Source organism: Pseudomonas sp. 22515 (assembly GCF_052044625.1).
Classification (GTDB): domain Bacteria; phylum Pseudomonadota; class Gammaproteobacteria; order Pseudomonadales; family Pseudomonadaceae; genus Aquipseudomonas; species Aquipseudomonas alloputida.
In genome coordinates this window covers 1-26,603 of sequence record NZ_JBQENN010000001.1, presented here as the reverse complement: position 1 = coordinate 26,603, position 26,603 = coordinate 1, and the positions used below count along the sequence as shown (strand labels likewise).

Below are 26,603 nucleotides of genomic sequence, written 5' to 3'. Positions count from 1 at the left end.
GCAAAGGACAAGAGAAGCTCACTCCCCTATTTGTGACCTGATTAAGCCGCCAGGAGTGTTTCATGCCTGATTATCGTTCCAAGACTTCCACCCAAGGCCGCAACATGGCCGGCGCCCGTGCCCTGTGGCGCGCCACCGGGATGAAGGACGAAGACTTCAAGAAACCGATCATCGCCATCGCCAACTCGTTCACCCAGTTCGTTCCGGGCCATGTGCACCTGAAGGACCTGGGCCAGCTGGTCGCCCGCGAAATCGAACGCGCCGGTGGCGTGGCCAAGGAATTCAACACCATCGCGGTCGATGACGGCATCGCCATGGGCCACGACGGCATGCTGTACTCGCTGCCAAGCCGCGAAATCATTGCCGACGCGGTGGAGTACATGGTCAATGCGCACTGCGCTGACGCCATCGTCTGCATCTCCAACTGCGACAAGATCACCCCCGGCATGCTGATGGCCGCCCTGCGCCTGAACATCCCGGTGATCTTCGTTTCCGGCGGCCCGATGGAAGCCGGCAAGACCAAGCTGGCCAGCCACGGCCTGGACCTGGTCGATGCCATGGTCATCGCGGCCGACTCCACGGCCTCCGACGAAAAAGTCGCCGAATACGAGCGCAGCGCCTGCCCGACCTGCGGTTCGTGCTCCGGCATGTTCACCGCCAACTCGATGAACTGCCTGACCGAAGCCCTGGGCCTGGCCCTGCCGGGCAACGGTTCGACACTGGCCACCCACTCCGACCGCGAGCAGCTGTTCCTCACGGCCGGCCGCACCATCGTCGAGCTGTGCAAGCGCTACTACGGCGAGAATGACGAGTCGGTCCTGCCACGCAGCATCGCCAACTTCAAAGCGTTCGAAAACGCCATGATGCTGGACATCGCCATGGGCGGCTCGACCAACACCATCCTGCACCTGCTGGCCGCAGCACAAGAAGGTGAAGTGGCGTTCGACCTGCGCGACATCGACCGCCTGTCACGCAAAGTGCCGCAGCTGTGCAAAGTGGCGCCAAACATCCAGAAGTACCACATGGAAGACGTCCACCGCGCCGGCGGCATCTTCAGCATCCTCGGTTCGCTGGCCCGTGGTGGCCTGCTGCACACCGACCTGCCGACCGTGCACAGCCGCAGCATGGAAGAAGCCATCGCCAAATGGGACATCACCCAGACCGATGACGAAGCGGTGCACACCTTCTTCAAGGCCGGCCCGGCCGGTATCCCGACCCAGACCGCATTCAGCCAGTCGACCCGTTGGGAAACCCTCGACGACGACCGTGAAAACGGCTGCATCCGCAGCTTCGAACACGCCTACTCGCAAGAGGGCGGCCTGGCCGTGCTGTACGGCAACATCGCACTGGATGGCTGCGTGGTCAAAACGGCCGGCGTGGACGAATCGATCCACGTGTTCGAGGGCACCGCGAAGATCTTCGAAAGCCAGGACAGCGCCGTGCGCGGCATCCTCGCCGACGAGGTGAAAGCCGGCGACATCGTCATCATCCGCTACGAAGGCCCGAAAGGCGGCCCGGGCATGCAAGAAATGCTCTACCCGACCTCGTACCTCAAGTCCAAAGGCCTGGGCAAGGCCTGCGCCCTGCTCACCGACGGTCGCTTCTCGGGCGGTACCTCGGGCCTGTCGATCGGCCACGCCTCGCCAGAGGCCGCGGCGGGCGGTGCCATCGGCCTGGTGCGCGACGGCGACAAGGTACTGATCGACATCCCTAACCGTTCGATCAACCTGCTGGTCAGCGATGAAGAGCTGGCGGAACGCCGTGTCGAGCAGGACAAGAAGGGCTGGAAGCCAGCCGAGGTCCGTCCCCGCAAGGTAACCACCGCGCTCAAGGCCTATGCCCTGCTGGCCACCAGTGCCGACAAAGGCGCTGTGCGTAACAAGGCGATGCTGGAAGGCCTCTGAGGTGCTTTTGGCGTGAAATAAGAACCGGCGCCCTGGGCGCCGGTTTTTTTATGCCTGCACCGGCCCCTTCGCGGGCACGCCCGCTCCCACAGGGGCCGCACAGGTAGGGCAAGATTTACTGGATCTGCTCCGGCGTGACAATCACCCAGTTCTTGTCCGCCGTCACCGGCAACCCTTCCTTGGCCTGCGCTGCCGCATTTTTGGCAATCATCCCGTTGAGCTGGTCCATGTACTTGGCCTTGCGGTTTATCCACAGGTGGATACCACCTTTGCCCACATCCACCCCATGGAACTGCATGTAGCCATCGCTGGTCGGCGTGTCGCCGCCCACCAGCACCGGTTTCTTCCACTCATCGATGTAGGTAAGGATCGCCGCCTGCTTGCCCGCCATCCAGGTGGCTGGGGTCCACAGGTAAGGGGTCAGCTCCAGGCCCTCGTTAGCCTTGGCATCGTAGTGCCCGGCGCTGATCTGCTTGCGCGCAGTGGTCAGCTGTCCGCTGGTGCGGTCCTTGAGCAGCAGGCTCACGCCAATCACGTTCTGGGGCTTCACGTTATAACCATACTTGGGGTCCGAGGCGACCATGCGCACCAGCTCCTCGGAGGCCGCCGAAATCACATAGACCTCGATGCCGTTCTCCATCAGCTTGTTGTACAGCTCGGCCTGGCCCTTGAAGACCTTGGGCGGCTGAACCTCGATGGCCTTGACCTGGTCGCCTTCGTAATAGGTGCTGGGGATCGGCTTGGTCGAAGCCATCAGCTCATCCACCTGCACCTTCAGCTCCTGCAAGGTAAAGCCGGAGAACACCTGGGCTACCCACGGGTAGCAGACCATGTCATCGATTTCACACAGCCGGTAGTAATAACTGAACAGGCTTTCCTTGTGCTCGGCAGTGTCCTTGAACGGCATCAGCTTCAACGAAGGGTCGAGCTTGTCGCGGCTTAGCAGGCCCTTGTTTTCCATGAACGGAAGCAAGGCTTCTTCCAGGTCATAGCGGTAACTGGTGTTGTCCATGTCGAATACCGCGTAGTTACCCTTGTTGGCATTGGCAGCGATCATGCTGTCGAGCTGTTTGGCCGCGTCAGCAGGCCAGTGTTTGAGCTCCGTGGCGAAGCTTTCGATACTGAACAGCAGGGACAGGCCAATGGCGGCGGCTTTCACAGCGACTTTCATGTACGAATCTCCTGAAATGACTCAGAAACGCTAGTGCAACAATCCCCACTGCAAGCCCCCGATAACGACCTCCAGGCAGCCGCAAACGCCTTGTTCATTGCAATCTGCGACATCCCGTTATTCCATAAACGACTATGCAAATTCCATTTGGGTATAAATTCGTTTGTTTTCAGGCTGTTAGCATTTCCGTTCGCAATCGCTCACAGAGGCGATGCCACTTCTGCTTTTTTCTGCTGGAGCTTCAATGAATCTGCCGCTGTCACTCAACCTGCTGGCGTTCCTGGCCCTGTTGCTGGGCCTGGCACAAACCCGCCGCACCGACTGGAGCCTGGCCAAGAAGGTACTGCTTGGCCTGGTGCTGGGCGTGGTCTTCGGCCTTGTGCTGCACACGATCTATGGCGCTGGCCACCCCGTGCTCAAGGCAACCATCGCCTGGCTCGATCTGGTCGGCAACGGCTATGTCGGCCTGCTGCAGATGATCGTCATGCCGCTGATCTTCGCCTCGATCCTCAGTGCCGTGGCACGTTTGCACACTGCCTCTTCGCTGGGCCGCATCAGCGTGCTGAGCATCGGCACCCTGCTGCTGACCACGGCCATTGCCGCCCTGATCGGCATTGTGTTGACCAACCTGTTCGGCCTCAGCGCCGAGGGCCTGGTGGCCGGCGCCCAGGAAAGCGCACGCATGCAGGTTATCCACAGTGACTACGCGGGCAAGGTTGCCGACCTCAACATCCCGCAACTGCTGCTGTCGTTCATCCCCAGCAACCCGGTAGGCGACCTGGCGCGGGCCAAGCCGACCTCGATCATCAGCGTGGTGATTTTTGCCGTGTTCCTCGGCCTGGCCGCGCTCCAGTTGATCAAGGACGACGCCGAGAAGGGCGAGCGCGCCCTGTCGGCCATCGACACCCTGCAGGCCTGGGTAATGCGCCTGGTGCGGGTCGTGATGAAGCTGACCCCCTATGGCGTGCTGGCGTTGATGACCAAAGTAGTGGCCAGTTCCAACACGGAGGACATCCTCAAGCTGGGCAGCTTCGTGGTGGTGTCGTACCTGGGCCTGGGGTTGATGTTCGTGGTGCACGGCATCATCCTCGCCGCCACCGGCGTGAGCCCGCTGCGCTTCTTCCGCAAGGTGTGGCCGGTGCTGACCTTCGCCTTCACCAGCCGCTCCAGCGCCGCCAGCATTCCGCTGAACATCGAAGCACAAACCCGCCGTCTGGGCGTGCCGCAATCGATCGCCAGCTTCAGCGCATCGTTCGGCACCACCATTGGCCAGAACGGCTGCGCCGGGCTCTATCCTGCCATGCTGGCGGTGATGGTCGCGCCAGCGGTAGGCATCGACACCTTCGACCCGCTGTGGATCGCCACCCTGGTGGCCATCGTCACGCTGAGCTCTGCAGGGGTTGCCGGCGTGGGCGGCGGTGCCACCTTTGCCGCGCTGATCGTGCTGCCAGCCATGGGCTTGCCGGTGGAACTGGTGGCGTTGCTGATTTCGGTGGAGCCGCTGATCGATATGGGCCGTACGGCGTTGAACGTGAACGGTTCGATGACGGCGGGCGTTGTCACCAGCCAACTGTTGAAAGAGACTGACAAGGAAGTGCTGGCCGGTGATGAACATGCCGAGCTGAGCCACACCTGATAGATCGCCGGGGGCGCGTTGCGCCCCTTTCGCAACAAGTTCGTTCGTGTCTTGCTCAAAATCCGAACACCCTGCGGTCTCCCGTAGGAGCGGGTTTACCCGCGAAAGGGCCAGGCCTGCCGGCCAATTTCACCCGCCGTTCACCGTTGCCGCCGCTATCGTATTCGCGGGTAAACCCGCTCCTACTGGGTGGTGGATACACATCGGGGGTCGGACACAGGCCGCTGTAGGAGCGGGTTCACCCGCGAAGGGCTGCAGAGCAGCCCCCAACAATCTCACCCCTTATCCCAAACCTCGAAGTGATACACCGGCTTACCTTCCTCAGCCTGTGCCTCGCTAGAAGTCAGCCTCCACTGCCCTTCATCAAACGCCGGGAACCACGCATCCCCCTCTGGCGCCAACTCAACCCGCGTCAGGTACATGCGGCTGACCAGCCCCTTCTCCAGCGCCTGCCCATACAGCTGCGCCCCACCAATGAGCATCAGCTCACCGACGCCCTGCTCGCGCGCCCACTGCTCGGCCCGCACCAACGCCTCTTCAAGCGAGGCGAACACTTCGGCACCTGCAAGTTCAAGCCCCGGCTGGCGGCTGACCACGATGTTCAGCCGCCCAGGCAGCGGCCGCCCCAGCGAGTCCCAAGTCTTGCGCCCCATGATGATCGGCTTGCCCAGGGTGGTGGCCTTGAAGTACTTGAAGTCCCCCGGCAAATGCCAGGGCATGGAGTTGTCGATGCCGATCACGCGGTTCTCGGCATAAGCCGCGATCAGGCTGAGGGGGAGTGATGTATTCATGCCAGCGAGGATAGCACCGGGCGTGTGGGTTATGCTTCTGCCTTGACCTGTGCAATGGAAGACCTTGTGACTGCACCCACGCCACTGGACAAGCGCTGGCTCACCGAAGCGGTACGCCTGCGCGAAGAACATGCCGGCCCGCTGGAAGACCAGGAAGCCAACCGCTACGCCCGCCAGCTAGGTGGCGACCTGGCCACGCGCATCGAAACACGTGCGCTGTTCCTGGCCGAGCGCGATGACATGACCGGCGCCCTGCGCCATTGGAAGCAGGGCGCGCGCCTGGCGCTGCTGGCCTTGTTGCTGATGGCCGTGCTCAGCGGCGCGGGCCTGGGGCTGGCCGCCCTCGGTGACGGGCAGCGCCCGGTGAATGTGTTCTGGGCGCTGGGCAGCCTGCTCGGGCTGAACCTGCTGATGCTACTTGGCTGGGGCATGGGTTTTGCCCTGAGCGGCGAGCATGGCGCAGGGCTGGGCCGCTTGTGGCTGTGGCTAAGCGAACGCTTTGCCCGCGATGCCAAGGCCGCGCACCTGGCGCCAGCGCTGCTGGTGCTGCTGCAACGTCAACGCCTCAACCGGTGGCTGCTCGGCCTGTTGGTACACGGCCTTTGGCTGCTGGCGATGCTCACCGCGCTGGGCATGCTGCTGGTCTTGCTGGCGACCCGGCGCTATGGCTTTGTCTGGGAGACCACCTTGCTCGCCGCCGAGCCGTTCATTCACCTGACCCAAGCGCTGGGCGCCCTCCCCTCGTTGCTGGGCTTCGCCGTGCCCGACGAAGCCATGATCCGGGCCAGCGGCGACAGCCTGCCAGCCCTGGACGTGGCCCGCCAGGCCTGGGCCAGCTGGCTGCTCGGCGTGGTGCTGGTATACGGCCTGCTGCCCCGCCTGCTGCTGGCCGGGTTATGCCTGTGGCGCTGGCGCCAGGGCCGTGAACGCCTGACGCTGGACCTGGGGTTGCCCGGTTACGCGCAACTGCGCGAGGCACTGATGCCGCGCAGCGAGCGCATTGGCGTGCAGGATGCTGCCCCGCAAGCCTTGCCGCAGTTTGCCGCCGGGCAGCTGGAAAGCGGCAGCAGCGGTGCCCTGCTGGTGGGCCTGGAGCTGGACGACCAGCGCCCCTGGCCACCTGCCTTACCGAAAAGCGTGACCGATGCCGGCGTGCTCGACAGCCGCGAATCACGCAACCGGCTGTTGGAACAGCTCAGCCGCTTCCCACCGGCACGCCTGGCCATCGCCTGCGACCCACGTCGCTCGCCGGACCGCGGCAGTTTGGCGCTGCTCGCCGAACTGGCGCGCAATGCCGGCGCAACCCGTATCTGGCTGCTGCAGGCTGCACCAGGCCAGCCCCTCGATGCCGAGCGCCTGGGCGATTGGCACGAGGCCCTTGACCGCCTTGGCCTGCAACATGCCGACACCTCACCGCTGACCTGGCTGGAGCATGGCCATGACTGAGCCACTGAAACTGGCCGTGGTCGGCCATACCAATGTTGGCAAAACCTCGCTACTGCGCACCCTGACCCGCGACGTCGGTTTTGGCGAAGTGTCCCACCGCCCCAGCACTACCCGCCATGTGGAAGGTGCGCGGCTGTCTGTGGACGGTGAACCCCTGCTGGAGCTGTACGACACGCCCGGCCTGGAAGATGCCATCGCCCTGCTCGACTACCTTGAACGTCTGGAACGCCCGGGCGAGCGCCTGGATGGCCCGGCCCGGCTGGAGCGTTTTCTGCAGGGCAGCGAAGCGCGCCAACGTTTCGAGCAGGAGGCCAAGGTATTGCGCCAACTGCTGGCCAGCAATGCCGGGCTGTATGTGATTGATGCGCGCGAGCCGGTGCTGGCCAAGTACCGCGACGAACTGGAAGTACTGGCCAACTGCGGCAAGCCGTTGCTGCCGGTGCTCAACTTCGTCGCCAGCAGCCAGCACCGCGAACCGGAATGGCGTGAAGCCCTTGCCCGGCTTGGGCTTCACGCATTGGTGCGGTTCGACAGCGTGGCCCCGCCGGAAGATGGCGAGCGCCGTTTGTACGAAAGCCTGGCGCTGCTGCTGGAAAACGCCCGCCCGGCGCTGCAACGGCTGATCGACGACCAGCAGGCGCAGCGCTTGGCACGCCGGCACAGCGGCAAGCGCCTGATTGCCGAACTGCTGCTCGATTGCGCTGCATGCCGGCGCAGTGTCGAGGCCGAACCGGCGGCAGAAGCCCGGGCCATCGCGGCGCTGCGTCAGGACATTCGCCAACGTGAACAACGCTGCGTCGAAGCCTTGCTCAAGCTGTATGCCTTCCGCCGCGAGGATGCCCATGCCAGCGACCTGCCATTGCTGGACGGCCGCTGGGGCGATGATTTGTTCAATCCAGAGACGTTGAAACTGCTGGGCGTGCGCCTGGGCAGCGGTGTGGCGGCGGGTGCTGCGGCCGGTGCCGGGGTCGATTTGCTGGTTGGTGGCCTTACCCTCGGCGCAGCGGCGCTGGCCGGGGCGATTGCCGGTGGCGCGCTGCAGACGGCGCGCAACTATGGGTCACGGTTGATGGGCAAGCTCAAGGGCAAGCGCGAGCTGACCGTGGACGACACTGTATTGCGTTTGCTGGCCTTGCGTCAGCAGCAGTTGATGGTGGCGCTGGATAACCGCGGGCATGCAGCGCAGGACAGCATCAGGCTGGGTGAGCTGGATGAAAAGGCCTGGCGCGAGGGCAAGTTGCCGGAGGCGCTGGTCAAGGCGCGGGCGCACCCGCAATGGTCCACCCTGAATCCCGGGGCGAAGCTGAATCAGGCTGAGCGGCAGGAACAGCTGGAGGCGCTGGTTTCACAGATTTGAGCCAGCAGGCCCGGCCCTTTCGCGGGTGAACCCGCTCCTACGGCGGCCTGTGTAGTGTGCCCACCCCCAATCTGCGTAGGAGCGGGTTTACCCGCGAATACGGTGGCGGCGGCAACGGTGAACGGCGGGTGGAGGCCGGCCCTCAATAGTGAAGCGTTACTGCTGGGCCACCTTCTCCGACTTGCCGTCATAGCGCTTGCGCCATTCGGCCAGAATCTGGTCACGGTTTTTAGAAGCCCAGACAAAGTCGTTCTTGATCAACCGCTGCTCATAATCCGCCGGCAGCTCGGTCTGCGGCTTGGCGATGCCCGGCGCGGCCAGTACGGCGAAGTTTTCCTTGTAAAGTTCCATGGCCGCCGGGCTGGCTGAGAAATCGGCCAGGCGCTTGGCCGCATCGGCCTTGGGCGAGCCTTTGATCACTGCGGTTGCCTCGATCTCCCAGCCCAAACCCTCCTTTGGCAACACGATGTCCAACGGCGCGCCTTGGCGCTTGAGCTGAACGGCCGGGTATTCGAACGAAATTCCGATCGGGAACTCGCCCGCCGCCGCCAACTTGCACGGTTTGGAGCCGGAATGGACGTACTGGCCGATGTTCTGGTGCAGCGCATCCATGTAGGCCCAGCCCTGCGGCTCGCCAAAGGTTTGCAACCAGGCACTGACATCCAGGAAGCCGGTGCCGGACGAGGCCGGGTTGGGCATGACAATCTTGCCTTTGTACTCAGGCTTGGTCAGGTCCTGCCAGCTCACCGGTTTGCTCAGGCCCTGTTTCTCGGCCTCGATGGTGTTGAAGCAAATGGTGGCGGCCCACACGTCCATGCCGACCCAGGCTGGCGGGTTGGCGGCGTCACGATAATTGCCGGAAATCTTGCCCAGGTCCTTGGGCGCATAAGCTTCGAGCATGCCGTTCTGATCGAGTATGGCCAGGCTCGATGCCGCCAGCCCCCACACAGCGTCGGCTTGCGGGCGCTCTTTCTCCGCCAACAGCTTGGCAGTGATGATGCCGGTGGAATCACGCACCCACTTGATCTCGATATCCGGGTTGGCTTTCTCGAAGGCCTGTTTGTAGGTTTTCAGCTGCTCGGCTTCCAGAGCGGTGTAGACCGTCAGCTGGGTAGCAGCGGCCGAAGCCTGCAGGCTGAACACGGCGGAAACGGCAGCGGCAAGGGCAAGGTGCTTGTGCATGGGTAGGTTCCTATCAGGTCAGACGGTCGCGGCGCGTTGGCGCCAGGCTTGGGAGCGGCGCAGCAGGCCGCGCGAGGCTGCAGCCAGCAACAGTGAAGCGCCGGCACTGGTCAGCAGGATCAAGGTGGACATGGCGGCGGCACCGCCAACGTTGCCGGCGTCGTCCATGTTCAGCACGGCAACGGCAGCCAGGAGGGTGTCGGGGCTGTACAGGAAAATCGCTGCCGACACGGTGGTCATTGCCGATACGAACAGGTAGCGGATGATGTCCAGCAGTGCCGGCAGGCAAATCGGCACGGTCACGCGCAGGAAGTGCCTGTACAGCGGCGCTTTCAGCGACATCGCGGCAGCCTCGAACTCGCCGTCGAGCTGGCGCAGGGCGGTGGTCGCGGTCATCTGCGCGGTGGTCAGGTAATGGGCAATGGTGCACACCACCAGCAACCCCATGCCGCCGTACAGCACATGCAGCGGGTTACCGTTCAGGTTGAAGAAGAATACGTAGCCCAGGCCCAGCACCAGGCCCGGCACGGCCATGGGGATGAAGCTGAGCAGGCGCAGCGCATGGTTGAGCAGGCGTTGGCCCTGGGTCTTCTCCATCAGGAAGGCACCGGTGAAGATCACGATGCTGCCGATCAGTGCGGTGCCAATGGCCATGGTCACGCTATTGCGGTAGGCCAGCCAGCCGCCACCGGCAGTGTCTTCGAACAGGTAGTGGCGCAGCGACAACGACAGGTTGTAGGGCCAGAAAGTGACCAGCGAGGAGTACACCGCCATACCGATCACCACCAGCAACGCCGCGCACACCAGCAGCACAATGGTCAGGAAGCAGGCATCACGACCGCGTGATGGCTTGGGTTCGAACACCTGCGCACGGCCACCCATGGTGTCGCCCTGGCGTCTACGCAGCCAGGCGTCGACGGTAAAGCTGAACAGGGCCGGCAACAGCAGCACCATGCCGATCAGCGCACCACGGCCGAACTGTTGCTGGCCCACCACCGCCTTGTAGGCTTCCAGCGCCAGCACTTGATAGTCGCCCCCCACCACGACCGGTACACCGAAGTCTGTGATAGTCAGCGTGAATACCAGGCAGAACGCCGCGAATACTGCCTGGCGCGAGGCTGGCCAGGTGATGCTGGTGAACGCCCGCCACGAGCCTGCCCCCATGCTGGAGGCCGCATCGAACAGGCGAGCATCGGCCAGTGACAGTGCCGACAGCAGAATCATCAGCGCATGCGGGAAGGTGTAGATGGCCTCGCCCAGCACGATGCCCCAGAAGCCGTAGATATTGTCGCTGAGCAACCCACGCAGCAGGCCCTGATTGCCAAACAGGTAGACCAGGGCGATCGCCGGCAGCATCGACGGTGCCAGCAATGGCAGCAGCGAAATCCCCCGCCACAGGCCCTTGGCCGGGATCAACGTGCGTTGCAGGGCAAAGGCGAACAAATAGGCCAGCGGTACCACAATGGCCGCGACAGTGAAGGCCACCGACAGGCTGTTGCCAAGCAACCAATGGAAGCTGGCGCTGGTGAACAATTCACGGGCCGCCAGCAAGCCACCGCCCTGGCCCGCTTCACCGCTGAAACCACGCCAGAAGATCGCCAGCAACGGCATCAGCACGGCCAGCACCAACAGAATCAGCAGCAGGCTCTTGCCGCCGATGACGAACAGCCGGTCACCCAGGGCGATGCCAGCACGCGGCGCGACGTTGGCCTGGCTCAACGGCAGGGACATTGGCGCGGCCATCTCAGGCAAACACCTGCAGGCTCTGCGGCGGCAACGCCACCCAGATGTCCTGCGAACCCAGGCGCGGCATGGCCTCGGGTGCCAGTTCGGCCAGCAGGGCATGGCCTGGCAGGGCCTTGAGTTCAAAGCTCATGCGGCAGCGGTTACCGAGGAAGGTGATTTCGCGGACCATGGCCGGGAACAGGTTTTCTTCGTGCACCACCGGGTTGACCGTGATCGCCTCCGGGCGGCAGAACAGCCGGCCACTGCTGGCCTGGGCTGAACCCGGCGCCAGGCGCATGTTCATGTCCCCGACCAGGGCATGGCTGTCGCTGCGGCGTTGGAACGGCAGCCAGTTGCCCTGGCCGACGAACTCGGCCACGAACGGCGTGGCCGGGTGGTCATAGATTTCCTGCGGGGTGGCGTACTGCTCGACCTGGCCGTTGTTCATCACCGCAATGCGGTCGGCCATCAACATGGCCTCGTCCTGGTTGTGGGTAACCATCAACGTGGTGATGCCCAGTTGGCGCTGCAGCTGACGCAGTTCGGTGCACAAGTGCTCGCGCACCCGGGCGTCCAGCGCCGACATCGGCTCATCGAGCAGCAGCAGCGATGGCGACGGTGCCAGCGCGCGGGCCAAGGCCACACGTTGCTGCTGGCCACCGGAGAGCTGGCCTGGGTACTTCTTCTCGCTGCCAGACAGGCCAACCAGTTCGAGCATTTCGGCCACCCGCTGACGGGCCTGCTCGCGACCACTGCCCGTCAGGCCATAGGCGATATTGGCTTCGACGGTAAGGTTGGGAAACAGCGCATAGGACTGGAACAGGATGCCGTAGTCCCGCGCCTGGGGTGACAGCTTGGAGATATCGCGTTCGCCGATGTACAGCGTACCGCGGTCCTGGCGCTCCAGGCCGGCAATGCAGCGCAGCAGCGTGGTCTTGCCACAACCGGACGGGCCGAGCAGGCACACCAGTTCGCCCGCGGCGATGTCCAGCGAGACATCGTTGAGCGCCGTAAAGGCACCGAAGCGCTTGTGGATGTTGCACACTTTTATCTGTGCGCCGGGGGTGGTGTGGTTCATGGCATGGCCTCATCAAAGAGATGGGGCCATGCTAGGCAGGCTGTGCGAAGGTTCTGTGGCTTTAAGGCAAAAGCCGGTGATAGTGGTATAGGCAGATTTAGTAGTGGCCTGTGCCGGCCTCTTCGCGGGTAAACCCGCTTCTACAACGGCATGCATGTTCGCGGAAAATGCAGGCACGCGGGTACGCTGAAATGTAGGAGCGGGTTTACCCGCGAAGAAGCCAGCAAAAATCTAGAACTGCGAACCGGCCACTTCCTGCGCCACCCCCAGGAATGCCGCTGGCAACCGGGCCTGGCGCCGTTCCTTCAGGCAATACAGGTACTCGTGCATCACCGGCGCATTCTCCAGCGCCAGCACCCGGAGTTCGGGGTTGTGCGGCACCTCATGGCGGGCAATCACGCTGATGCCGATATTGCGCAGCACCGCTTCGCGAATCGACTCGCGGCTGCCGATTTCCATCAGGGCGCCGGCCTTGACCCCGGCCTCCTGCATCATCTGCTCGGTCAGCTTGCGTGTGGTCGAGCCCTTCTCGCGCATCAGCAGGCAATGCCCCGACACCACCTCGATCGACACCGTCTGGCGTTGGGCCAGAGGGTGGTTGCGGTGCACCGCCACCACCAAAGGGTCAGTGCCCAGTATCCGCCGCACCAACCGCGCGTCCTCCACCCATTGCGACGACGCGGCAATATCCACCCGGTAATCCTCGAGCATTTCCAGCACCTGCTGCGAGTTGCCGATCTCCACCGCCACTTCAACCTGCGGTAAGCGTTCGCGATAGATCTTGACCAGGTCGAGAATGTAGTAAGGCGCAGTGGCCGCAATGCGCAGGCTGCCCTGGGCCTGACCACTGTTGCGCAGCTCGAACTCGATGTCGGCTTCCTGCTGCAGCAGCGCCTTGACCATCGGCAGCAGGCGTAAGCCCTCCTCGCTCAACACCAGGCGCCGCCCGCCGCGGTAGAACAACTCCACGGCGTACTGGCCTTCCAGGCTGCGGATCTGCGTGGTCACCGTGGGCTGGCTGAGGCCAAGCTTCTTCGCCGCCTGGGTGATGCTGCCCAGACGGGCCACCATGTAGAAGGCCTTCAGCTCGGAACTCAGCATGCACGTCCTCTATTTGCGCAAAAGGCGCAAGCCGTTGAACACCACCAGCAAGCTCACGCCCATATCAGCGAACACCGCCATCCACATCGTGGCCATGCCGGCAAAGGTGATCGCCAGAAATATCGCCTTGATGCCCAACGCCAGAACGATGTTCTGCATGAGGATCGCCGCACTTTGGCGCGACAGCCTGACGAAGGCCGGGATTTTGCGCAAGTCATCGTCCATCAGCGCCACATCAGCCGTCTCGATGGCGGTGTCGGTGCCGGCAGCAGCCATGGCAAAACCGATTTCGGCGCGGGCCAGCGCCGGGGCGTCGTTGATGCCGTCACCGACCATGCCTACCCGATGGCCTTGGGCGTACAACGCCTCAATGGTTTTCAGCTTGTCGGCCGGCAACAGGTTGCCCTCGGCGCGGTCGATCCCCACCACGGCGGCAATGGCCTGCGCAGTATGCGGATTGTCACCGGTCAGCATGACAGTCTTGATACCCAGTTGATGCAATTCGGCGATCGCCTGACGGCTGCTGTCCTTGACCGTGTCGGCCACGGCGAACAGTGCCAGAGGGCCGGATCGGTCGAGCAGCAGGACCACGGTCTTGCCCTGGCGCTCCAGCGCATCAAGCTGGGCCTCCAGCGCTGGCGAACACAGCCCCAGTTCCTCGACCAGGCGGTGGTTGCCCAAGTGGTAGACCTCACCGGCGATGACACCACGCACGCCACGCCCGGCCAGGGCGGCGAAGTCACTGACCTCGCTCAAGGCCAGGCCTTGCTGCTTGCCGAACTCGGCAATGGCGCGGGACACCGGGTGGTCCGAACGCTCGCCCAGGCTGGCCGCCAAGGCTTGCGCACGGTCTTCGAACAGCGGCGCCAGCACCTTGGCGTCAGTCTGCACCGGCTTGCCATGGGTAATGGTGCCGGTCTTATCCAGGGCCAGGAAATCCAGGTGGCGGCCACCCTCCAGGTACACGCCACCCTTGATCAGGATGCCTTTGCGCGCAGCGGCGGCCAGGCCACTGACGATGGTCACCGGGGTCGAGATCACCAGCGCGCAGGGGCAGGCCACCACCAGCAGCACCAAGGCGCGGTAAACCCAGTCGAACCAGGCGCCAGCCATGAACAGCGGGGGCAACAGCGCCACGGCCAGGGCAATGGCGAATACCACCGGGGTGTAGATACGCGAGAAACGGTCGACGAAGCGTTGGGTAGGCGCCCGCGCGCCCTGCGCTTCCTCCACAGCCTTGATGATCCGCGCCAGGGTCGACTGCCCGGCAGCGGCGGTGACGCGAAACTCCAGCGCCCCCGCCTGGTTGATGGTGCCAGCGAACAGCTTGTCGCCCACCCCCTTCTCCACAGGCAGGCTTTCGCCGGTAATCGGCGCCTGATCGACGCTGGATTGCCCGCTGGTCACTTCACCGTCCAGGCCGATGCGCTCACCGGGGCGCACCCGAACCAGTGCGCCGATGGCCACCTCACGCACTTCCAGCTCGCGCCACTGGCCATCGGCCTGCTGCACCGTAGCCACGTCCGGGGTCAGCTGCATCAACCCGCCGATGGCATTGCGCGCACGGTCCAGCGAGCGCGCTTCGATCAGTTCGGCAACGGTGAAGAGCACCATGACCATCGCCGCCTCCGGCCACTGGCCGATCAATACGGCCCCCGTCACGGCGATACTCATCAGCGCATTGATGTTGAGGTTACGGTTTTTCAGGGCAATCCAGCCCTTCTTGTAGGTACCCAGGCCGCAACCGAGGATCGCGGCAAGCGCCAGTCCCGCTACCACCCACTCAGGGGCCAGTGCAGCAAAGTGCACGATTTCGGCGGCGATCGCGGCGACGCCCGACAATGCCAGTGGCCACCAGCGGGCCTTGGCCGGTTGGGGCACGCTGGCGCTGCCGTCGTCCTGGGCGGCAATCGGCTCGGCCTTCATGCCCAGGCTGTCGATAGCCCGCTCGATATCGGCGGTGCCGTCCAAGGTGTGGCGCACGCCAAGCACGCGGTTGATCAGGTTGAATTCCAGCTGTTCGATACCGGCCAGCTTGCTCAGTTTGTCCTGAATCAGGTTCTGCTCGGTGGGGCAGTCCATGGCATCGATGCGGAAACGACTGAGTTGTGCCTGGGCACTGGCCGTTTCGCTCAGTTGCACCAGCGGCGGCGCGGCTTTGGCGCCGCAGCAGCTGTGGCCGTGGGCAGCATGGCCATGGTCGTCATCACCATGAGCGTGATCGTGCGGATGCTTGTGTTCGTGGCTGACAGGCTGGTTCATGGGGTCATCCTTAAATTGAGCCTGTTGCCAAGTGAACACCCTGTAGCCACTATAGGGTCAAGCCACTTGCTGGAGATTTCGTGATGAAGATCGGAGAACTGGCCAAAGCCACCGACTGCGCGGTGGAAACCATCCGCTACTACGAGCGTGAAAACCTGCTGCCAGAGCCGGCGCGCAGCGAGGGCAACTACCGGTTGTACACCCAGGCCCATGTGGAGCGGCTGACCTTCATCCGCAACTGCCGCACGCTGGACATGACCCTGGACGAAATTCGCAGCCTGCTACGCCTGCGCGACAGCCCCGACGACGCGTGCGGCAGCGTCAATGCGCTGATCGACGAGCATATCGAGCATGTTCAGGCGCGGATCGATGGCTTGGTGGCATTGCAAGAGCAGCTGGTGGAGCTGCGGCGGCGCTGCAACACGCAGGGGAGTGAATGCGCGATCTTGCAGCAACTGGAGACAAACGGGGCGGTATCGGTGCCGGATACCGAACATTCGCATGTGGGGCGGAGTCACGGGCATTGAGCCAAAAGCTTCGCGGGTGAACCCGCTCCNCAGTACCCTGTGGGAGCGGGTTCACCCGCGAAGAGGCCAGTTCAAACAATGGAGATCTATCAGACCGCCATCGGCGCTGTCATCGGCGCATGGTGCTCATAGCCTTCCAGCCAGAAATCACTCGGTTCGATCTTCTCCAGCCACTCCGGCTCGTACTTACCAGTCTCGGCAAACGACGGCACACGGTCGCTGATGACCAGCTTCGGCGCTTCCAGCGGCTCGCGCTTGAGCTGCTCGTTGAGCATGTCCAGGTGGTTTTCATACACATGGGCATCGCCGATGAAGTAGGTGAACCAGCGCGGTGTATAGCCGGTCAGGCGGCCGAACAGCGACAGCAGCGCCGCGCCTTCGGTGAGGTTGAACGGCGTGCCCAGCCCCAGGTCGTTGGAGCGGATGTAGAGGGTCAGGGAAATTTCCCTGGTCTCGACATTCGGGTGGAACTGGTACAGCAAGTGACACGGTGGCAGTGCCATTTCGTCCAGTTGCGCGCAGTTCCAGCCGTGGAACAGGATGCGGCGGCTACCCGGGTCGTTGGCGATGGTGTCCAGGCACTGGCGCACCTGGTCGATCGCCTTGTACAGGATGACGAACGCGACGCCGTCCTCTTCGTCCTGGGCAATACGGCGGAAACCGGCTTGCTCGGCCATTTCGATGGCCGCCGGGTTGCTCAGCGGGATGCGCTTGTAGCCCGGCCACTGGCGCCATTGCACGCCATAGATCTCGCCCAGGTCGTCATGGCCCTGACGGAACGGGTTGGCCAGCCACTGGGCGTTTTCGTTGGCGTTCTGGTCCCAGACCTTGCAGCCCAGCTCGCGGAACTCACCGGCGTTCTTCACGCCACGCAGGAAACCGACCATTTCACCGATCGCCGACTTGAACGCCAGCTTGCGCGTGGTAATGGCCGGAAAGCCCTTCTGCAGGTCGAAACGCAGCATCGCGCCCGGCAGGCTGATGGTGCGGATGCCGGTGCGGTTTCCCTGCAACGTGCCGTTATCAATGACGTCGCGGACCAGGTCCAGATACTGTTTCATGGCTTACCTGTAGCAAAAACGGCAGGGGGATCGCCCCTGCCGTGGGATTAATCAGGCGGGTTTCGCCGTGGGCTTGCGATTATAAGCCCACCAGATCAGACCGAGGCCAGCCAGGATCATCGGCACACAGAGAATCTGACCCATGGTCAGCCAGCCCCAGGCGATGTAACCCAGTTGAGCATCCGGCACCCGCACGAATTCGACGATGAAACGGAAGATACCGTAGAACAGCGCGAACATGCCTGACACCGCCATGGTCGGCCGCGGCTTGCGCGAGAACAGCCACAGGATGACGAACAACGCCACGCCCTCAAGGGCGAACTGGTAAAGCTGCGACGGGTGGCGCGGCAACTGGGCCGGGTCGCTGAACGGCGGGAAGATCATCGCCCATGGCACGTCGGTGGGTTTGCCCCACAGTTCGGCGTTGATGAAGTTGCCGATACGCCCGGCACCCAGGCCAATCGGCACCAGCGGGGCGACGAAGTCCATCAGCTCGAAGAACGACTTGTTGTTGCGCTTGCCGAACCACAAGGCCGCCAGCATCACGCCGATGAAGCCGCCGTGGAACGACATACCGCCTTTCCATACCTCGAAGATCAGCGTCGGGTTGGCCAGGTAGGCGTGCAGGTCGTAGAACAGCACATAGCCCAGGCGCCCGCCGACAATCACCCCCATCGACAGCCAGAACACCAGGTCGGACAGCTTCTCGCGGCTCCAGGTGGGGTCGAAGCGGTTCAGCCGGCGTGAGGCCAGCAGCCAGGCACCGCCGATGCCGATCAGGTACATCAGGCCGTACCAATGGATTTTCAGCGGCCCGATGGCCAAGGCCACGGGGTCTATCTGCGGGTAAGGCAGCATGGAACTTCCTCTCGATTCAAATCAAAAAGCTGAGGCCAACACAGAACAACAGGGCTGCGAACAGGCGTTTCAACAAACGGGGCGACAGCTTGTGCGCCAGGCGCGCGCCGAAGCGGGCGAAGAACATGCTGGTCACGGCAATGCCGACCAGCGCCGGCAGGTACACGTAACCCAGGCTGTGGGGCGGCAGGTGCTCCTCGTGCCAACCCAGCAGCATGAAGCTCAGGGCACTGGCCACAGCAATCGGCAGGCCACAGGCCGATGACGTGGCCACTGCCTGCTGCATGGGCAGGCTACGCCAGGTGAGGAACGGCACCGTCAGCGAACCACCGCCAATGCCGAAAATGGCCGAAGCCCAGCCAATCACCCCACCTGCACCGATCAGCCCAGGTTTGCCGGGAACGCCACGGCTGGCCTTGGGTTTGAGGTCAAGGGCCATCTGCGCGGCGATGACCAAGGCGAACACACCGATGATCTTTTGCAGCAGTGGGCCCTGGATCAGCGAAGCGGTCTTGGCACCGACACCGGCCCCCAGGAGGATGCCGATGGTCATCCAGATGAAGATCGGCCATTGCACCGCCCGCTTGCGGTGGTGCTCCCGCACGGCGTTGATCGAGGTGAAGACGATGGTGGCCAGTGACGTGCCAACGGCCAGGTGAGTCAGCACCGAAGCGTCGAAACCCTGCAGGGTAAAGCTGAACACCAGCACCGGCACGATGATGATGCCGCCGCCCACGCCGAACAGCCCGGCCAGCACACCGGCACAGGCGCCCAACAACAGATAGAGCACGAATTCCATTCGGCATCCCCTAGAAATCAATCCGGCATGGTAACGGAAGCCGGGCTCGGGGCTCTAGTGAACTCTGTGTCAGGATGGATCCGCATCGTTCCTGTGGGTACAGTGACAAAAAAACACAGAGGCCCAACCTATGTGCCTGATCGTATTTGCCTGGCGGCCGGGGCACGCCCTGCCGCTGATCGTGGCGGCCAACCGCGACGAATTCTATGCCCGCCCCACTCAGCCCCTGGCGGCCTGGGAGGATGCACCTGGGGTGCATGCCGGGCGCGACCTGGAGGCAGGCGGTACCTGGCTGGGCGTAGGCCCACAGGGGCGCTTTGCCGCGCTGACCAACATCCGCGACCCGGGCCAGGCGCAGGGGCCCCGCTCGCGGGGTGAGCTGGTGGCGGCGTTTCTGCAGGGCGAGCTAGGGGTTGAGGCTTACCTGGACCAGGTGACCAGCCGTAGCGGGCAGTACTCGGGGTTCAACCTGCTGGTGGGTGATGGGCAGCAACTGGGTTATCTGCATGCCCGTGAGGCCACGCCGCGCCTGCTGAAGGCTGGGGTTTACGGGCTTTCGAACGCCGGGCTGGATACACCGTGGCCGAAGCTGGTGAAGGCACGTGACGGGCTGGAAAACCTGCTGGACACGCCGGAGCCGCACAGGCTGCTGGCTTTGCTCGCGGATAACGAGCCCGCGGCTGATGGTGACCTACCCGAAACAGGCGTGGGGTTGGCAACCGAGAAGTTGCTATCGAGCGTCTTCATCGCCAGCCAGAATTACGGGACACGGGCGAGCACAGTGCTCATTGTGGATGATCAGGGGCAAAGACGGCTGGTTGAGCGCAGTTTCGGGCCTTTTGGCGGGCATTTGGGGGAAATTGAGTTGTTGGCCTGAACATTCGATGTTGTCTGTTCGGGCCTCTTCGCGGGTAAACCCGCTCCTACCACGGATTTGGACACNGGCCGGACCTGCTGGCCAATCTCCACCACCCGTTCACCGTTGCCGCCGCCATCGTATTCGCGGGTAAACCCGCTCCTACAATAATCGGGTGACACACATCGAGGGTTTAGGCGCAGGCCGGTTGTAGGAGCGGGTTCACCCCCAAAGAGGCCGGGACAGGCCGCATCACCCTCACAAGGTTTTATTAGCCCCAGGCCCAATCATCCGCGCCAACCCAAGGTTCTTCAGGGCCAGCTGCAGCGAGCTGTGGATAACCTGCGGGTTGTCATGGCTCAAGGCCTCGGCCAGCAGTTCCTTGGCCTTGCCCATATTGATCTGGCGCAGCATCCACTTGACCTTCGGCAGGTTGGTGGCGTTCATCGACAGGCTGTCGAAGCCCATGGCCATCAACAGGACCGCTGCCGCCGGGTCACCGGCCATCTCGCCGCAGATGCTCACCGGCTTGCCTTCGCCATGGGCGTCGCGCACCACCGTGTTCAGCGCCTGCAGTACCGCCGGGTGCAGGTAATCGTACAGGTCGGCGACCCGCGGGTTGTTGCGGTCCACCGCCAACAGGTACTGGGTCAGGTCGTTGGAGCCTACCGACAGGAAGTCCACCTGCCGCGCCAGCTCCTTGGTCTGGTACACCGCCGCCGGGATTTCCACCATCACACCCACGGGCGGCATCGGTACATCGGTACCTTCGTCACGCACTTCACCCCAGGCACGGTGGATCAGGTGCAGCGCCTCTTCCAGCTCGTGAATGCCGGAAATCATCGGCAGCAGGATGCGCAGGTTGTTCAGGCCCTCGCTGGCCTTGAGCATGGCGCGGGTCTGCACCAGGAAGATTTCCGGGTGGTCGAGGGTGACGCGGATGCCGCGCCAGCCGAGGAACGGGTTTTCTTCCTTGATGGGGAAGTACGACAGAGCCTTGTCGCCACCGATGTCGAGGGTACGCATGGTCACCGGCAGCGGGTGGAAGGCCGCCAGCTGCTCACGGTAGATGGCCAGCTGCTCTTTCTCACTGGGGAAGCGCTGGTTGATCATGAACGGCACTTCAGTGCGGTACAGGCCTACCCCTTCGGCGCCGCGCTGCTGGGCACGGGCCACGTCAGCGAGCAGGCCAGTGTTGACCCACAGGGGCATGCGGTGGCCGTCGGGGGTGACGCACGGAAGTTCACGCAGTGCATCCAGCCCTTGGGCCAGCTGGCGTTCCTCCTCGACCACTTCGCTGTACTGCTTGCGCAGCACTTCGCTGGGGTTGGTGAACACCTCGCCCTTGTAGCCATCGACGATCAGTTCAATACCGTCGACTTTGGAGTATGGCAGGTCGACCAGGCCCATCACCGTGGGGATGCCCATGGCACGCGCGAGGATGGCGACGTGGGAGTTGCCCGAGCCGAGTACCGAGACCAGGCCGACCAGCTTGCCTTCCGGCACTTCACCGAGCATGGCCGGTGTCAGTTCCTCACTGACCAGGATGGTGTTGTCGGCATACACCAACGACTGCGAGCGCGCTTCCTGCAGGTAGGCCAAAAGGCGGCGCCCCAGGTCCTTGACGTCGGAGGCACGCTCACGCAGGTAGTCGTCGTCCATCAGCTCGAAGCGGTTGACGTGCTCACCAACCACCTGGCGCAGGGCGCCCTGGGCCCACTGGCCGGTCTTGATGACCTCGGTCACCTCACCGCCCAGGGCTGCGTCTTCCAGCATCATCAGATAGACGTCGAACAGCGCACGCTCTTCCGGGCGCAGCTGGGTGGCCAGTTTGGCCGACAGCTTGCGCATGTCGTCGCGCACACCTTCCAGGGCGTTCTGGAACAGCTTGAGTTCGGCGTCGATGTCATCGACGGTCTTGTCCGGGACCACTTCCAGGTCGGCCGGCGGCAACATCACCACCGCACGCCCCACCGCGGCACCAGGCGAACCCGGCACACCCACGAAGCGCGCTTCCTGAATACCTTTGCCCTGACGGCCCAGGCCACGGATCGAGCCGGTAGCCTCGGCGTGGGCGATAACCCCGGCAAGCTGGGCGCTCATGGTGACCAGGAAGGCTTCCTCGCCCTCATCGAACTGACGGCGCTCCTTTTGCTGGATGACCAGTACCCCGACCACACGGCGGTGGTGGATGATCGGCGCACCCAGGAAGGAGGCGAATTTCTCTTCGCCGGTTTCGGCAAAGTAGCGGTAACGCGGGTGGTCGGCGGCGTTTTCCAGGTTCAGCGGCTCTTCCCGGGTACCGACCAGGCCAACCAGGCCTTCGTTGGGGGCCATGCTGACCTTGCCGATGGAGCGCTTGTTCAGGCCTTCGGTCGCCATCAGCACGAAGCGGTTGGTTTCCGGGTCGAGCAGGTAGACCGAGCAGACCTGGCTGCCCATGGCTTCCTTGACGCGCAAGACAATGATCCCCAACGCCGACTTGAGATCTTTGGCGGAGTTTACTTCCTGGACGATCTTGCGCAGCGTATTGAGCATGGCTCGGGGTCGAACTCCGTCGTCAGTCGCGCGTCAACAGACGCGGTGCTAGCTCTTTCAGGGCGCGCCGGTACACCTCGCGCTTGAATGTCACAACCTGGCCCAGCGGATACCAATAGCTCACCCAGCGCCAACCGTCGAATTCCGGCTTGCCGGTCAGGTCCATCCGCACCCGTTGTTCGTTGCTCAACAGGCGCAGCAGGAACCACTTCTGCTTCTGGCCGATGCACAGCGGCTGGCTGTGGGTACGTACCAATCGCTGGGGTAAACGATAACGCAACCAGCCACGGGTGCAGGCAAGAATTTCTACATCGTCGCGTTCAAGGCCAACTTCTTCGTTCAGCTCGCGGTACAGGGCGTCTTCCGGCGTCTCGTCAGGGTTGATACCACCCTGGGGGAATTGCCAGGCATCCTGGTTGATCCGTCGAGCCCATAGCACCTGCCCGGCATCATTCGTGAGAATGATCCCGACATTGGGGCGAAAACCATCCGGGTCGATCACGGCAGCAACCTCGCAAACGCATGTCAACGCATTGTTCCACAAAGCTTGCGAGCGCAGCAACGCGCCCGCCAAGCTTATGTGCAGCTGCGTGAAAACTCCGTATTCTGCGGGCCTACCCTGTGGCTGATGCGAGTGACCGCGATGCGCCTGGCTTTATTCGACCTGGACAATACCCTCCTCGGTGGCGACAGCGACCATGCCTGGGGTGACTATCTTTGCGAGCGCGGCATTCTCGACCCGGTCGCCTACAAGCAACGCAACGACAGCTTCTACCAGGATTACCTCAATGGCACCCTGGACCTTCAGGCCTACCTGGCCTTTTCCATGGAAATCCTGGCGGCAACACCCATGCCCCAACTCGACGAATGGCACCGCGATTTCATGCGCGACTGCATCGAGCCCATCGTCCTGCCCAAGGCCCTGGCCTTGCTGCAGCAGCACCGCGAGGCGGGCGACCAGCTGGTGATCATCACCGCTACCAACCGCTTCGTCACCGCACCAATCGCCCGGCGCCTGGGGGTGCGGGTGTTGCTGGCAACCGAATGCGAGGTGCGCGACGGCCGCTACACCGGGCGTAGTACCGATATACCGTGTTTCCGTGAAGGCAAAGTGACGCGGCTGGAACGCTGGATGCTGGAGAACGGCTTTGATCTTGAGGACAGCTACTTCTATAGCGACTCGATGAATGACCTGCCGTTGTTGCAGCGGGTGACGCATGCAGTGGCTGTGGACCCGGCCCCGGACCTGCGGGCCGAGGCGGATAAGCGTGGATGGCCGGTGATCTCGCTGCGGGATTGAGGTTTTCCGTGCCGGTCTTTTCGCGGGCACGCCCGCTCCCACAGGAATCACCACAGGCCTTGAGGGCTGCGCTGTACCTGTAGGAGCGGGTTCACCCGCGAATAGGCCGGCACAATCAGCACAAGGCTGTCAGACCGGCTTGGCCCCCATCAGCCCGGCAATGGACAGGAAGCAAACCCCACTGAATACCGCCAGCGCCAGGGTAAACCGCAACCCCACCACCTCGGCCTTGCGCAGCCGGTTCAGCCGCACCAGCAGCCACCACACGGCAAACGCGCCAAATGTATAGATGACACTGGATGCCAACACCCAGGTCTGCCCCAGTGGCCAGCCCACCAGGTGTACCAGCCACCAGCCGGTGAACGGCATGCTCACCAGGCACAGGCCCATCACCAACCAGACGAACACCAACGGCCGGCGCAGCAGCTTGGCGTAGGCTTCGGCATCGCCCTGGCGGCGGGCGCGCCAGGTCCAGATCGCCAGGCCCAGGGCGCCCAGAAGCAGCAGCGCGGTGGCGATGATGTGCAGGGTCTTGAGCGTGGTCAGGTGTTCCATGTCTCGGTCGTCCTTAAACGGGCATTTTGCGGTCGCTTCTTCGCGGGCCATCAGCCCTAGCTTAGCCGCTCAGCCCAGGAACAGTTTGTAGGCCGGGTTTTCGGTCTCGTCCCAGTACGGGTAACCGATCTTGGCCAGCGCTGCCGGCACCAGGTGACGTTCGTCCTCCGGTACCTGCAGCCCCGCCACCACGCGCCCATCAGCCGCGCCATGGTTGCGGTAGTGGAACATCGAGATGTTCCAGCGCCCGCCCAGCTTGTTGAGGAAGTTGAACAGCGCACCCGGCCGCTCGGGGAATTCGAAGCGCAGCACCATTTCGTCGCTGGCACCGGCCGAGTGGCCGCCGACCATATGACGAATATGCAGCTTGGCCAGTTCATTGTCGGTCAGATCGGTAACCGGGAAGCCCTGCTCGGTCAGTTGCTGCACCAGCGCTGCGCGGGGGTCGTTTTCCGGGTGGGTCTGCACCCCAACGAAGATATGCGCTTCGTCAGAGGTGTGCTTGCGGTAGTTGAACTCGGTGATCTGACGCTTGCCGATAGCTTCGCAGAAGGCCTTGAAGCTACCCGGGCGCTCAGGGATGGTCACGGCGATGATCGCCTCGCGCTTTTCACCCAGCTCGGCACGTTCGGCCACATGGCGCAGGCGATCGAAATTGACGTTGGCACCGGAGTCGATGGCCACCAGGGTCTGGCCGCTGACGCCGTATAGCTCGACGTACTTCTTGATGCCCGCCACACCCAGCGCGCCAGCAGGCTCGGTGATCGAGCGGGTATCGTCGTAGATATCCTTGATTGCTGCGCAGATTTCATCGGTACTGACAGTGACGACTTCGTCCACATGGTGGCGGCAGATATCAAAGGTGTGCTGGCCAATCTGCGCCACCGCCACGCCATCGGCGAACAGCCCGACCTGCGGCAGCACCACACGCTCACCGGCAGCCATGGCCGCCTGCAGGCAGTTGGAATCGTCCGGCTCGACACCGATTACCTTGATTTCCGGGCGCAGGTACTTCACGTAGGCAGCAATGCCGGCGATCAGGCCGCCACCGCCCACCGGCACGAAGATCGCATCCAGCCGGCCAGGGTGTTGGCGCAGGATTTCCATGGCGACGGTGCCCTGCCCGGCGATGGTGTGCGGATCGTCGTAAGGGTGAACGTAGACGAAGCCCTTTTCATCGACCAGTTTCAGCGAATAGGCCAGTGCCTCAGGGAACGAGTCGCCATGCAGCACCACCTTGCCACCGCGCGAGCGCACGCCTTCGACCTTGATCTCCGGAGTAGTCTTGGGCATCACGATGGTGGCCTTGATGCCCATTTCGCGCGCGGCCAGGGCCAGGCCTTGGGCGTGGTTGCCGGCCGAGGCGGTGACCACGCCACGGGCCAGTTCTTCCGGGCTCAGCTGGGCCAGTTTGTTATAGGCGCCGCGGATCTTGAACGAGAATACTGGCTGCAGGTCTTCGCGCTTGAGCAGAATCTGGTTGCCCAGGCGCTTGCTCAGCTGCCCGGCGCTCTGCAACGGGGTTTCGACGGCAACGTCATAGACGCGCGAGGTGAGGATCTTCTTGACGTACTGTTCGAGCATCGGGAAAGCATCACTGGGCCGCGGGACGAGGGCTGGGAGTCTACCCCAGCGCTACGTCGGGCGACCACAGCAAAGCCGTGCGAGCCGTTATACTAGGCAACTTTGAAACCGCCCTGCCCCTTCCGGAGCCCGCATGACCCAGGACCAACTCAAACAGGCCGTCGCCCAGGCCGCTGTCGACTTCATTCTGCCCAAGCTGGATGAAAAGAGCGTCGTAGGCGTCGGTACCGGTTCGACCGCCAACTTCTTCATCGATGCCCTGGCTCAGCACAAGACCGCGTTCGACGGCGCAGTCGCCAGCTCCGAAGCCACTGCCCAGCGCCTGAAGGGCCATGGCATCCCGGTCTACGAACTGAACAGCGTCAGCGAGCTTGAGTTTTACGTGGACGGTGCTGACGAGAGCGACGCACACCTGCACCTTATCAAGGGCGGCGGCGCAGCCCTGACCCGCGAAAAGATCGTCGCGGCCGTGGCCAAGACCTTCATCTGCATCGCCGACGGCAGCAAGCTGGTGCCGGTACTGGGGGCCTTCCCGCTGCCGGTCGAAGTAATCCCCATGGCCCGCAGCCACGTGGCACGTCAGCTGGTGAAGCTGGGTGGTGACCCGGTGTACCGTGAAGGCGTGGTCACCGACAACGGCAACGTGATCCTGGATGTGTACAACCTGCAGATCACCAACCCGGTGGAGCTGGAAGCACAGATCAACGCCATCGTCGGCGTGGTGACCAACGGCCTGTTCGCGGCGCGGCCGGCGGATCTGCTGCTGCTGGGTACCGCTGAAGGCGTGAAGAGCCTGAAGGCCGAGTAAAACCCTTCGCGGGTAAACCCGCTCCTACAAGGTACCCCACCGGCCTGGAACCGTGGCGATCTCT

General features: G+C 63.4%; 22 protein-coding genes. 8 read left to right on the top strand and 14 right to left on the bottom strand.

Features of this window, described 5'->3' with window-relative positions:
* The first annotated feature begins 62 nt into the window (after nucleotides 1-62).
* Nucleotides 63-1,904, top strand: a complete 1,842-nt coding sequence (gene ilvD / locus ACTJJN_RS00110) for a dihydroxy-acid dehydratase (RefSeq protein ID WP_003249056.1) — start codon at nucleotides 63-65, stop codon at nucleotides 1,902-1,904.
* Nucleotides 1,905-2,019: 115 nt separating this feature from the next.
* On the opposite strand, the gene ACTJJN_RS00105 is transcribed toward ilvD, so the two are convergent.
* Nucleotides 2,020-3,075, bottom strand: coding sequence for a phosphorylcholine phosphatase (locus ACTJJN_RS00105; RefSeq protein WP_012053976.1), 1,056 nt, complete (start codon nucleotides 3,073-3,075; stop codon nucleotides 2,020-2,022).
* 244 nt (nucleotides 3,076-3,319) lie between these two features.
* Here ACTJJN_RS00105 and ACTJJN_RS00100 point away from each other — a divergent pair, with 244 nt between their 5' ends.
* Nucleotides 3,320-4,711, top strand: a complete 1,392-nt coding sequence (locus tag ACTJJN_RS00100; RefSeq protein ID WP_003249050.1) for an L-cystine transporter — start codon at nucleotides 3,320-3,322, stop codon at nucleotides 4,709-4,711.
* A gap of 275 nt (nucleotides 4,712-4,986) precedes the next feature.
* On the opposite strand, the gene ACTJJN_RS00095 is transcribed toward ACTJJN_RS00100, so the two are convergent.
* The gene (locus tag ACTJJN_RS00095) at nucleotides 4,987-5,502 is read right to left on the bottom strand and encodes a dihydrofolate reductase (RefSeq protein WP_003249048.1); all 516 of its coding nucleotides are present in this window, start codon (nucleotides 5,500-5,502) and stop codon (nucleotides 4,987-4,989) included.
* A 54-nt stretch (nucleotides 5,503-5,556) separates the two neighbouring features.
* Between ACTJJN_RS00095 and ACTJJN_RS00090 the strand changes: the two genes are divergently transcribed.
* Nucleotides 5,557-6,948: a DUF2868 domain-containing protein gene (locus ACTJJN_RS00090; RefSeq protein ID WP_012053977.1), complete on the top strand. Its 1,392-nt coding sequence runs from the start codon at nucleotides 5,557-5,559 to the stop codon at nucleotides 6,946-6,948.
* Entirely contained in the window at nucleotides 6,941-8,305 is a 1,365-nt protein-coding gene (locus tag ACTJJN_RS00085) for a GTPase/DUF3482 domain-containing protein (protein WP_012053978.1), read from the top strand. Before ACTJJN_RS00090 ends, ACTJJN_RS00085 begins: the two co-directional genes overlap by 8 nt.
* Nucleotides 8,306-8,461: 156 nt before the next feature.
* Here the strand turns inward: ACTJJN_RS00085 and ACTJJN_RS00080 are convergent, their stop codons facing one another.
* The 5 genes from ACTJJN_RS00080 to ACTJJN_RS00060 form a co-directional block, all read right to left on the bottom strand.
* Entirely contained in the window at nucleotides 8,462-9,487 is a 1,026-nt protein-coding gene (locus tag ACTJJN_RS00080) for a putative 2-aminoethylphosphonate ABC transporter substrate-binding protein (protein WP_012053979.1), read from the bottom strand.
* Between the two features lie 18 nt (nucleotides 9,488-9,505).
* On the bottom strand, nucleotides 9,506-11,230 hold the full coding sequence (locus tag ACTJJN_RS00075) for a putative 2-aminoethylphosphonate ABC transporter permease subunit (protein WP_012053980.1): 1,725 nt from the start codon (nucleotides 11,228-11,230) through the stop codon (nucleotides 9,506-9,508).
* A gap of 1 nt (nucleotide 11,231) precedes the next feature.
* Nucleotides 11,232-12,290, bottom strand: a complete 1,059-nt coding sequence (locus tag ACTJJN_RS00070) for a putative 2-aminoethylphosphonate ABC transporter ATP-binding protein (RefSeq protein ID WP_003249040.1) — start codon at nucleotides 12,288-12,290, stop codon at nucleotides 11,232-11,234.
* Nucleotides 12,291-12,521: 231 nt separating this feature from the next.
* Nucleotides 12,522-13,391, bottom strand: coding sequence for a LysR family transcriptional regulator (locus tag ACTJJN_RS00065; RefSeq protein WP_003249038.1), 870 nt, complete (start codon nucleotides 13,389-13,391; stop codon nucleotides 12,522-12,524).
* A gap of 9 nt (nucleotides 13,392-13,400) precedes the next feature.
* A complete protein-coding gene (locus ACTJJN_RS00060) occupies nucleotides 13,401-15,653 on the bottom strand; it encodes a heavy metal translocating P-type ATPase (protein ID WP_012053981.1) in 2,253 nt (750 codons plus the stop codon).
* A gap of 83 nt (nucleotides 15,654-15,736) precedes the next feature.
* Between ACTJJN_RS00060 and cadR the strand changes: the two genes are divergently transcribed.
* Nucleotides 15,737-16,180: a cadmium resistance transcriptional regulator CadR gene (gene cadR / locus ACTJJN_RS00055; RefSeq protein WP_003249034.1), complete on the top strand. Its 444-nt coding sequence runs from the start codon at nucleotides 15,737-15,739 to the stop codon at nucleotides 16,178-16,180.
* 89 nt (nucleotides 16,181-16,269) lie between these two features.
* On the opposite strand, the gene ACTJJN_RS00050 is transcribed toward cadR, so the two are convergent.
* From ACTJJN_RS00050 to ACTJJN_RS00040, 3 genes are read right to left on the bottom strand one after another with little or no spacing between them, the layout of a single operon-like run.
* A complete protein-coding gene (locus ACTJJN_RS00050; RefSeq protein WP_003249029.1) occupies nucleotides 16,270-17,241 on the bottom strand; it encodes a thymidylate synthase in 972 nt (323 codons plus the stop codon).
* Between the two features lie 51 nt (nucleotides 17,242-17,292).
* On the bottom strand, nucleotides 17,293-18,099 hold the full coding sequence (lgt, locus tag ACTJJN_RS00045) for a prolipoprotein diacylglyceryl transferase (RefSeq protein ID WP_003249027.1): 807 nt from the start codon (nucleotides 18,097-18,099) through the stop codon (nucleotides 17,293-17,295).
* 16 nt (nucleotides 18,100-18,115) lie between these two features.
* On the bottom strand, nucleotides 18,116-18,898 hold the full coding sequence (locus ACTJJN_RS00040; protein WP_003249024.1) for a sulfite exporter TauE/SafE family protein: 783 nt from the start codon (nucleotides 18,896-18,898) through the stop codon (nucleotides 18,116-18,118).
* 130 nt (nucleotides 18,899-19,028) lie between these two features.
* On the opposite strand from ACTJJN_RS00040, the gene ACTJJN_RS00035 reads away from it, so the two are divergent.
* Nucleotides 19,029-19,775, top strand: a complete 747-nt coding sequence (locus ACTJJN_RS00035; protein ID WP_012054015.1) for an NRDE family protein — start codon at nucleotides 19,029-19,031, stop codon at nucleotides 19,773-19,775.
* 237 nt (nucleotides 19,776-20,012) lie between these two features.
* On the opposite strand, the gene ptsP is transcribed toward ACTJJN_RS00035, so the two are convergent.
* Entirely contained in the window at nucleotides 20,013-22,292 is a 2,280-nt protein-coding gene (gene ptsP / locus ACTJJN_RS00030) for a phosphoenolpyruvate--protein phosphotransferase (protein ID WP_003249020.1), read from the bottom strand.
* 22 nt (nucleotides 22,293-22,314) lie between these two features.
* Nucleotides 22,315-22,794 carry an RNA pyrophosphohydrolase gene (locus ACTJJN_RS00025; RefSeq protein WP_012054016.1) on the bottom strand — a complete coding sequence of 160 codons (480 nt, stop codon included), beginning with the start codon at nucleotides 22,792-22,794 and terminating at the stop codon, nucleotides 22,315-22,317.
* Nucleotides 22,795-22,935: 141 nt separating this feature from the next.
* On the opposite strand from ACTJJN_RS00025, the gene ACTJJN_RS00020 reads away from it, so the two are divergent.
* The gene (locus tag ACTJJN_RS00020; protein ID WP_012054017.1) at nucleotides 22,936-23,592 is read left to right on the top strand and encodes an HAD family hydrolase; all 657 of its coding nucleotides are present in this window, start codon (nucleotides 22,936-22,938) and stop codon (nucleotides 23,590-23,592) included.
* A gap of 129 nt (nucleotides 23,593-23,721) precedes the next feature.
* Here ACTJJN_RS00020 and ACTJJN_RS00015 read toward each other — a convergent pair whose 3' ends face one another.
* Together ACTJJN_RS00015 and ilvA are read right to left on the bottom strand one after the other, a co-directional pair.
* The gene (locus ACTJJN_RS00015) at nucleotides 23,722-24,147 is read right to left on the bottom strand and encodes a DUF2269 domain-containing protein (protein WP_012054018.1); all 426 of its coding nucleotides are present in this window, start codon (nucleotides 24,145-24,147) and stop codon (nucleotides 23,722-23,724) included.
* 69 nt (nucleotides 24,148-24,216) lie between these two features.
* Nucleotides 24,217-25,731 (bottom strand): threonine ammonia-lyase, biosynthetic, encoded by a 1,515-nt coding sequence (ilvA, locus tag ACTJJN_RS00010; RefSeq protein ID WP_012054019.1) that lies wholly within the window; start codon nucleotides 25,729-25,731, stop codon nucleotides 24,217-24,219.
* A 133-nt stretch (nucleotides 25,732-25,864) separates the two neighbouring features.
* Here ilvA and rpiA point away from each other — a divergent pair, with 133 nt between their 5' ends.
* The gene (gene rpiA, locus ACTJJN_RS00005) at nucleotides 25,865-26,539 is read left to right on the top strand and encodes a ribose-5-phosphate isomerase RpiA (RefSeq protein WP_003249004.1); all 675 of its coding nucleotides are present in this window, start codon (nucleotides 25,865-25,867) and stop codon (nucleotides 26,537-26,539) included.
* Nucleotides 26,540-26,603 lie beyond the last annotated feature (64 nt).

What these genes read in the sequence shown, in the direction of transcription:
- ilvD (WP_003249056.1), top strand. Translation starts at nt 63, where the DNA reads ATGCCTGATTATCGTTCCAAGACTTCCACCCAAGGCCGCAACATGGCC.
- ACTJJN_RS00105 (WP_012053976.1), bottom strand. Translation starts at nt 3,075, where the DNA reads ATGAAAGTCGCTGTGAAAGCCGCCGCCATTGGCCTGTCCCTGCTGTTC.
- ACTJJN_RS00100 (WP_003249050.1), top strand. Translation starts at nt 3,320, where the DNA reads ATGAATCTGCCGCTGTCACTCAACCTGCTGGCGTTCCTGGCCCTGTTG.
- ACTJJN_RS00095 (WP_003249048.1), bottom strand. Translation starts at nt 5,502, where the DNA reads ATGAATACATCACTCCCCCTCAGCCTGATCGCGGCTTATGCCGAGAAC.
- ACTJJN_RS00090 (WP_012053977.1), top strand. Translation starts at nt 5,557, where the DNA reads ATGGAAGACCTTGTGACTGCACCCACGCCACTGGACAAGCGCTGGCTC.
- ACTJJN_RS00085 (WP_012053978.1), top strand. Translation starts at nt 6,941, where the DNA reads ATGACTGAGCCACTGAAACTGGCCGTGGTCGGCCATACCAATGTTGGC.
- ACTJJN_RS00080 (WP_012053979.1), bottom strand. Translation starts at nt 9,487, where the DNA reads ATGCACAAGCACCTTGCCCTTGCCGCTGCCGTTTCCGCCGTGTTCAGC.
- ACTJJN_RS00075 (WP_012053980.1), bottom strand. Translation starts at nt 11,230, where the DNA reads ATGGCCGCGCCAATGTCCCTGCCGTTGAGCCAGGCCAACGTCGCGCCG.
- ACTJJN_RS00070 (WP_003249040.1), bottom strand. Translation starts at nt 12,290, where the DNA reads ATGAACCACACCACCCCCGGCGCACAGATAAAAGTGTGCAACATCCAC.
- ACTJJN_RS00065 (WP_003249038.1), bottom strand. Translation starts at nt 13,391, where the DNA reads ATGCTGAGTTCCGAGCTGAAGGCCTTCTACATGGTGGCCCGTCTGGGC.
- ACTJJN_RS00060 (WP_012053981.1), bottom strand. Translation starts at nt 15,653, where the DNA reads ATGAACCAGCCTGTCAGCCACGAACACAAGCATCCGCACGATCACGCT.
- cadR (WP_003249034.1), top strand. Translation starts at nt 15,737, where the DNA reads ATGAAGATCGGAGAACTGGCCAAAGCCACCGACTGCGCGGTGGAAACC.
- ACTJJN_RS00050 (WP_003249029.1), bottom strand. Translation starts at nt 17,241, where the DNA reads ATGAAACAGTATCTGGACCTGGTCCGCGACGTCATTGATAACGGCACG.
- lgt (WP_003249027.1), bottom strand. Translation starts at nt 18,099, where the DNA reads ATGCTGCCTTACCCGCAGATAGACCCCGTGGCCTTGGCCATCGGGCCG.
- ACTJJN_RS00040 (WP_003249024.1), bottom strand. Translation starts at nt 18,898, where the DNA reads ATGGAATTCGTGCTCTATCTGTTGTTGGGCGCCTGTGCCGGTGTGCTG.
- ACTJJN_RS00035 (WP_012054015.1), top strand. Translation starts at nt 19,029, where the DNA reads ATGTGCCTGATCGTATTTGCCTGGCGGCCGGGGCACGCCCTGCCGCTG.
- ptsP (WP_003249020.1), bottom strand. Translation starts at nt 22,292, where the DNA reads ATGCTCAATACGCTGCGCAAGATCGTCCAGGAAGTAAACTCCGCCAAA.
- ACTJJN_RS00020 (WP_012054017.1), top strand. Translation starts at nt 22,936, where the DNA reads ATGCGCCTGGCTTTATTCGACCTGGACAATACCCTCCTCGGTGGCGAC.
- ACTJJN_RS00015 (WP_012054018.1), bottom strand. Translation starts at nt 24,147, where the DNA reads ATGGAACACCTGACCACGCTCAAGACCCTGCACATCATCGCCACCGCG.
- ilvA (WP_012054019.1), bottom strand. Translation starts at nt 25,731, where the DNA reads ATGCTCGAACAGTACGTCAAGAAGATCCTCACCTCGCGCGTCTATGAC.
- rpiA (WP_003249004.1), top strand. Translation starts at nt 25,865, where the DNA reads ATGACCCAGGACCAACTCAAACAGGCCGTCGCCCAGGCCGCTGTCGAC.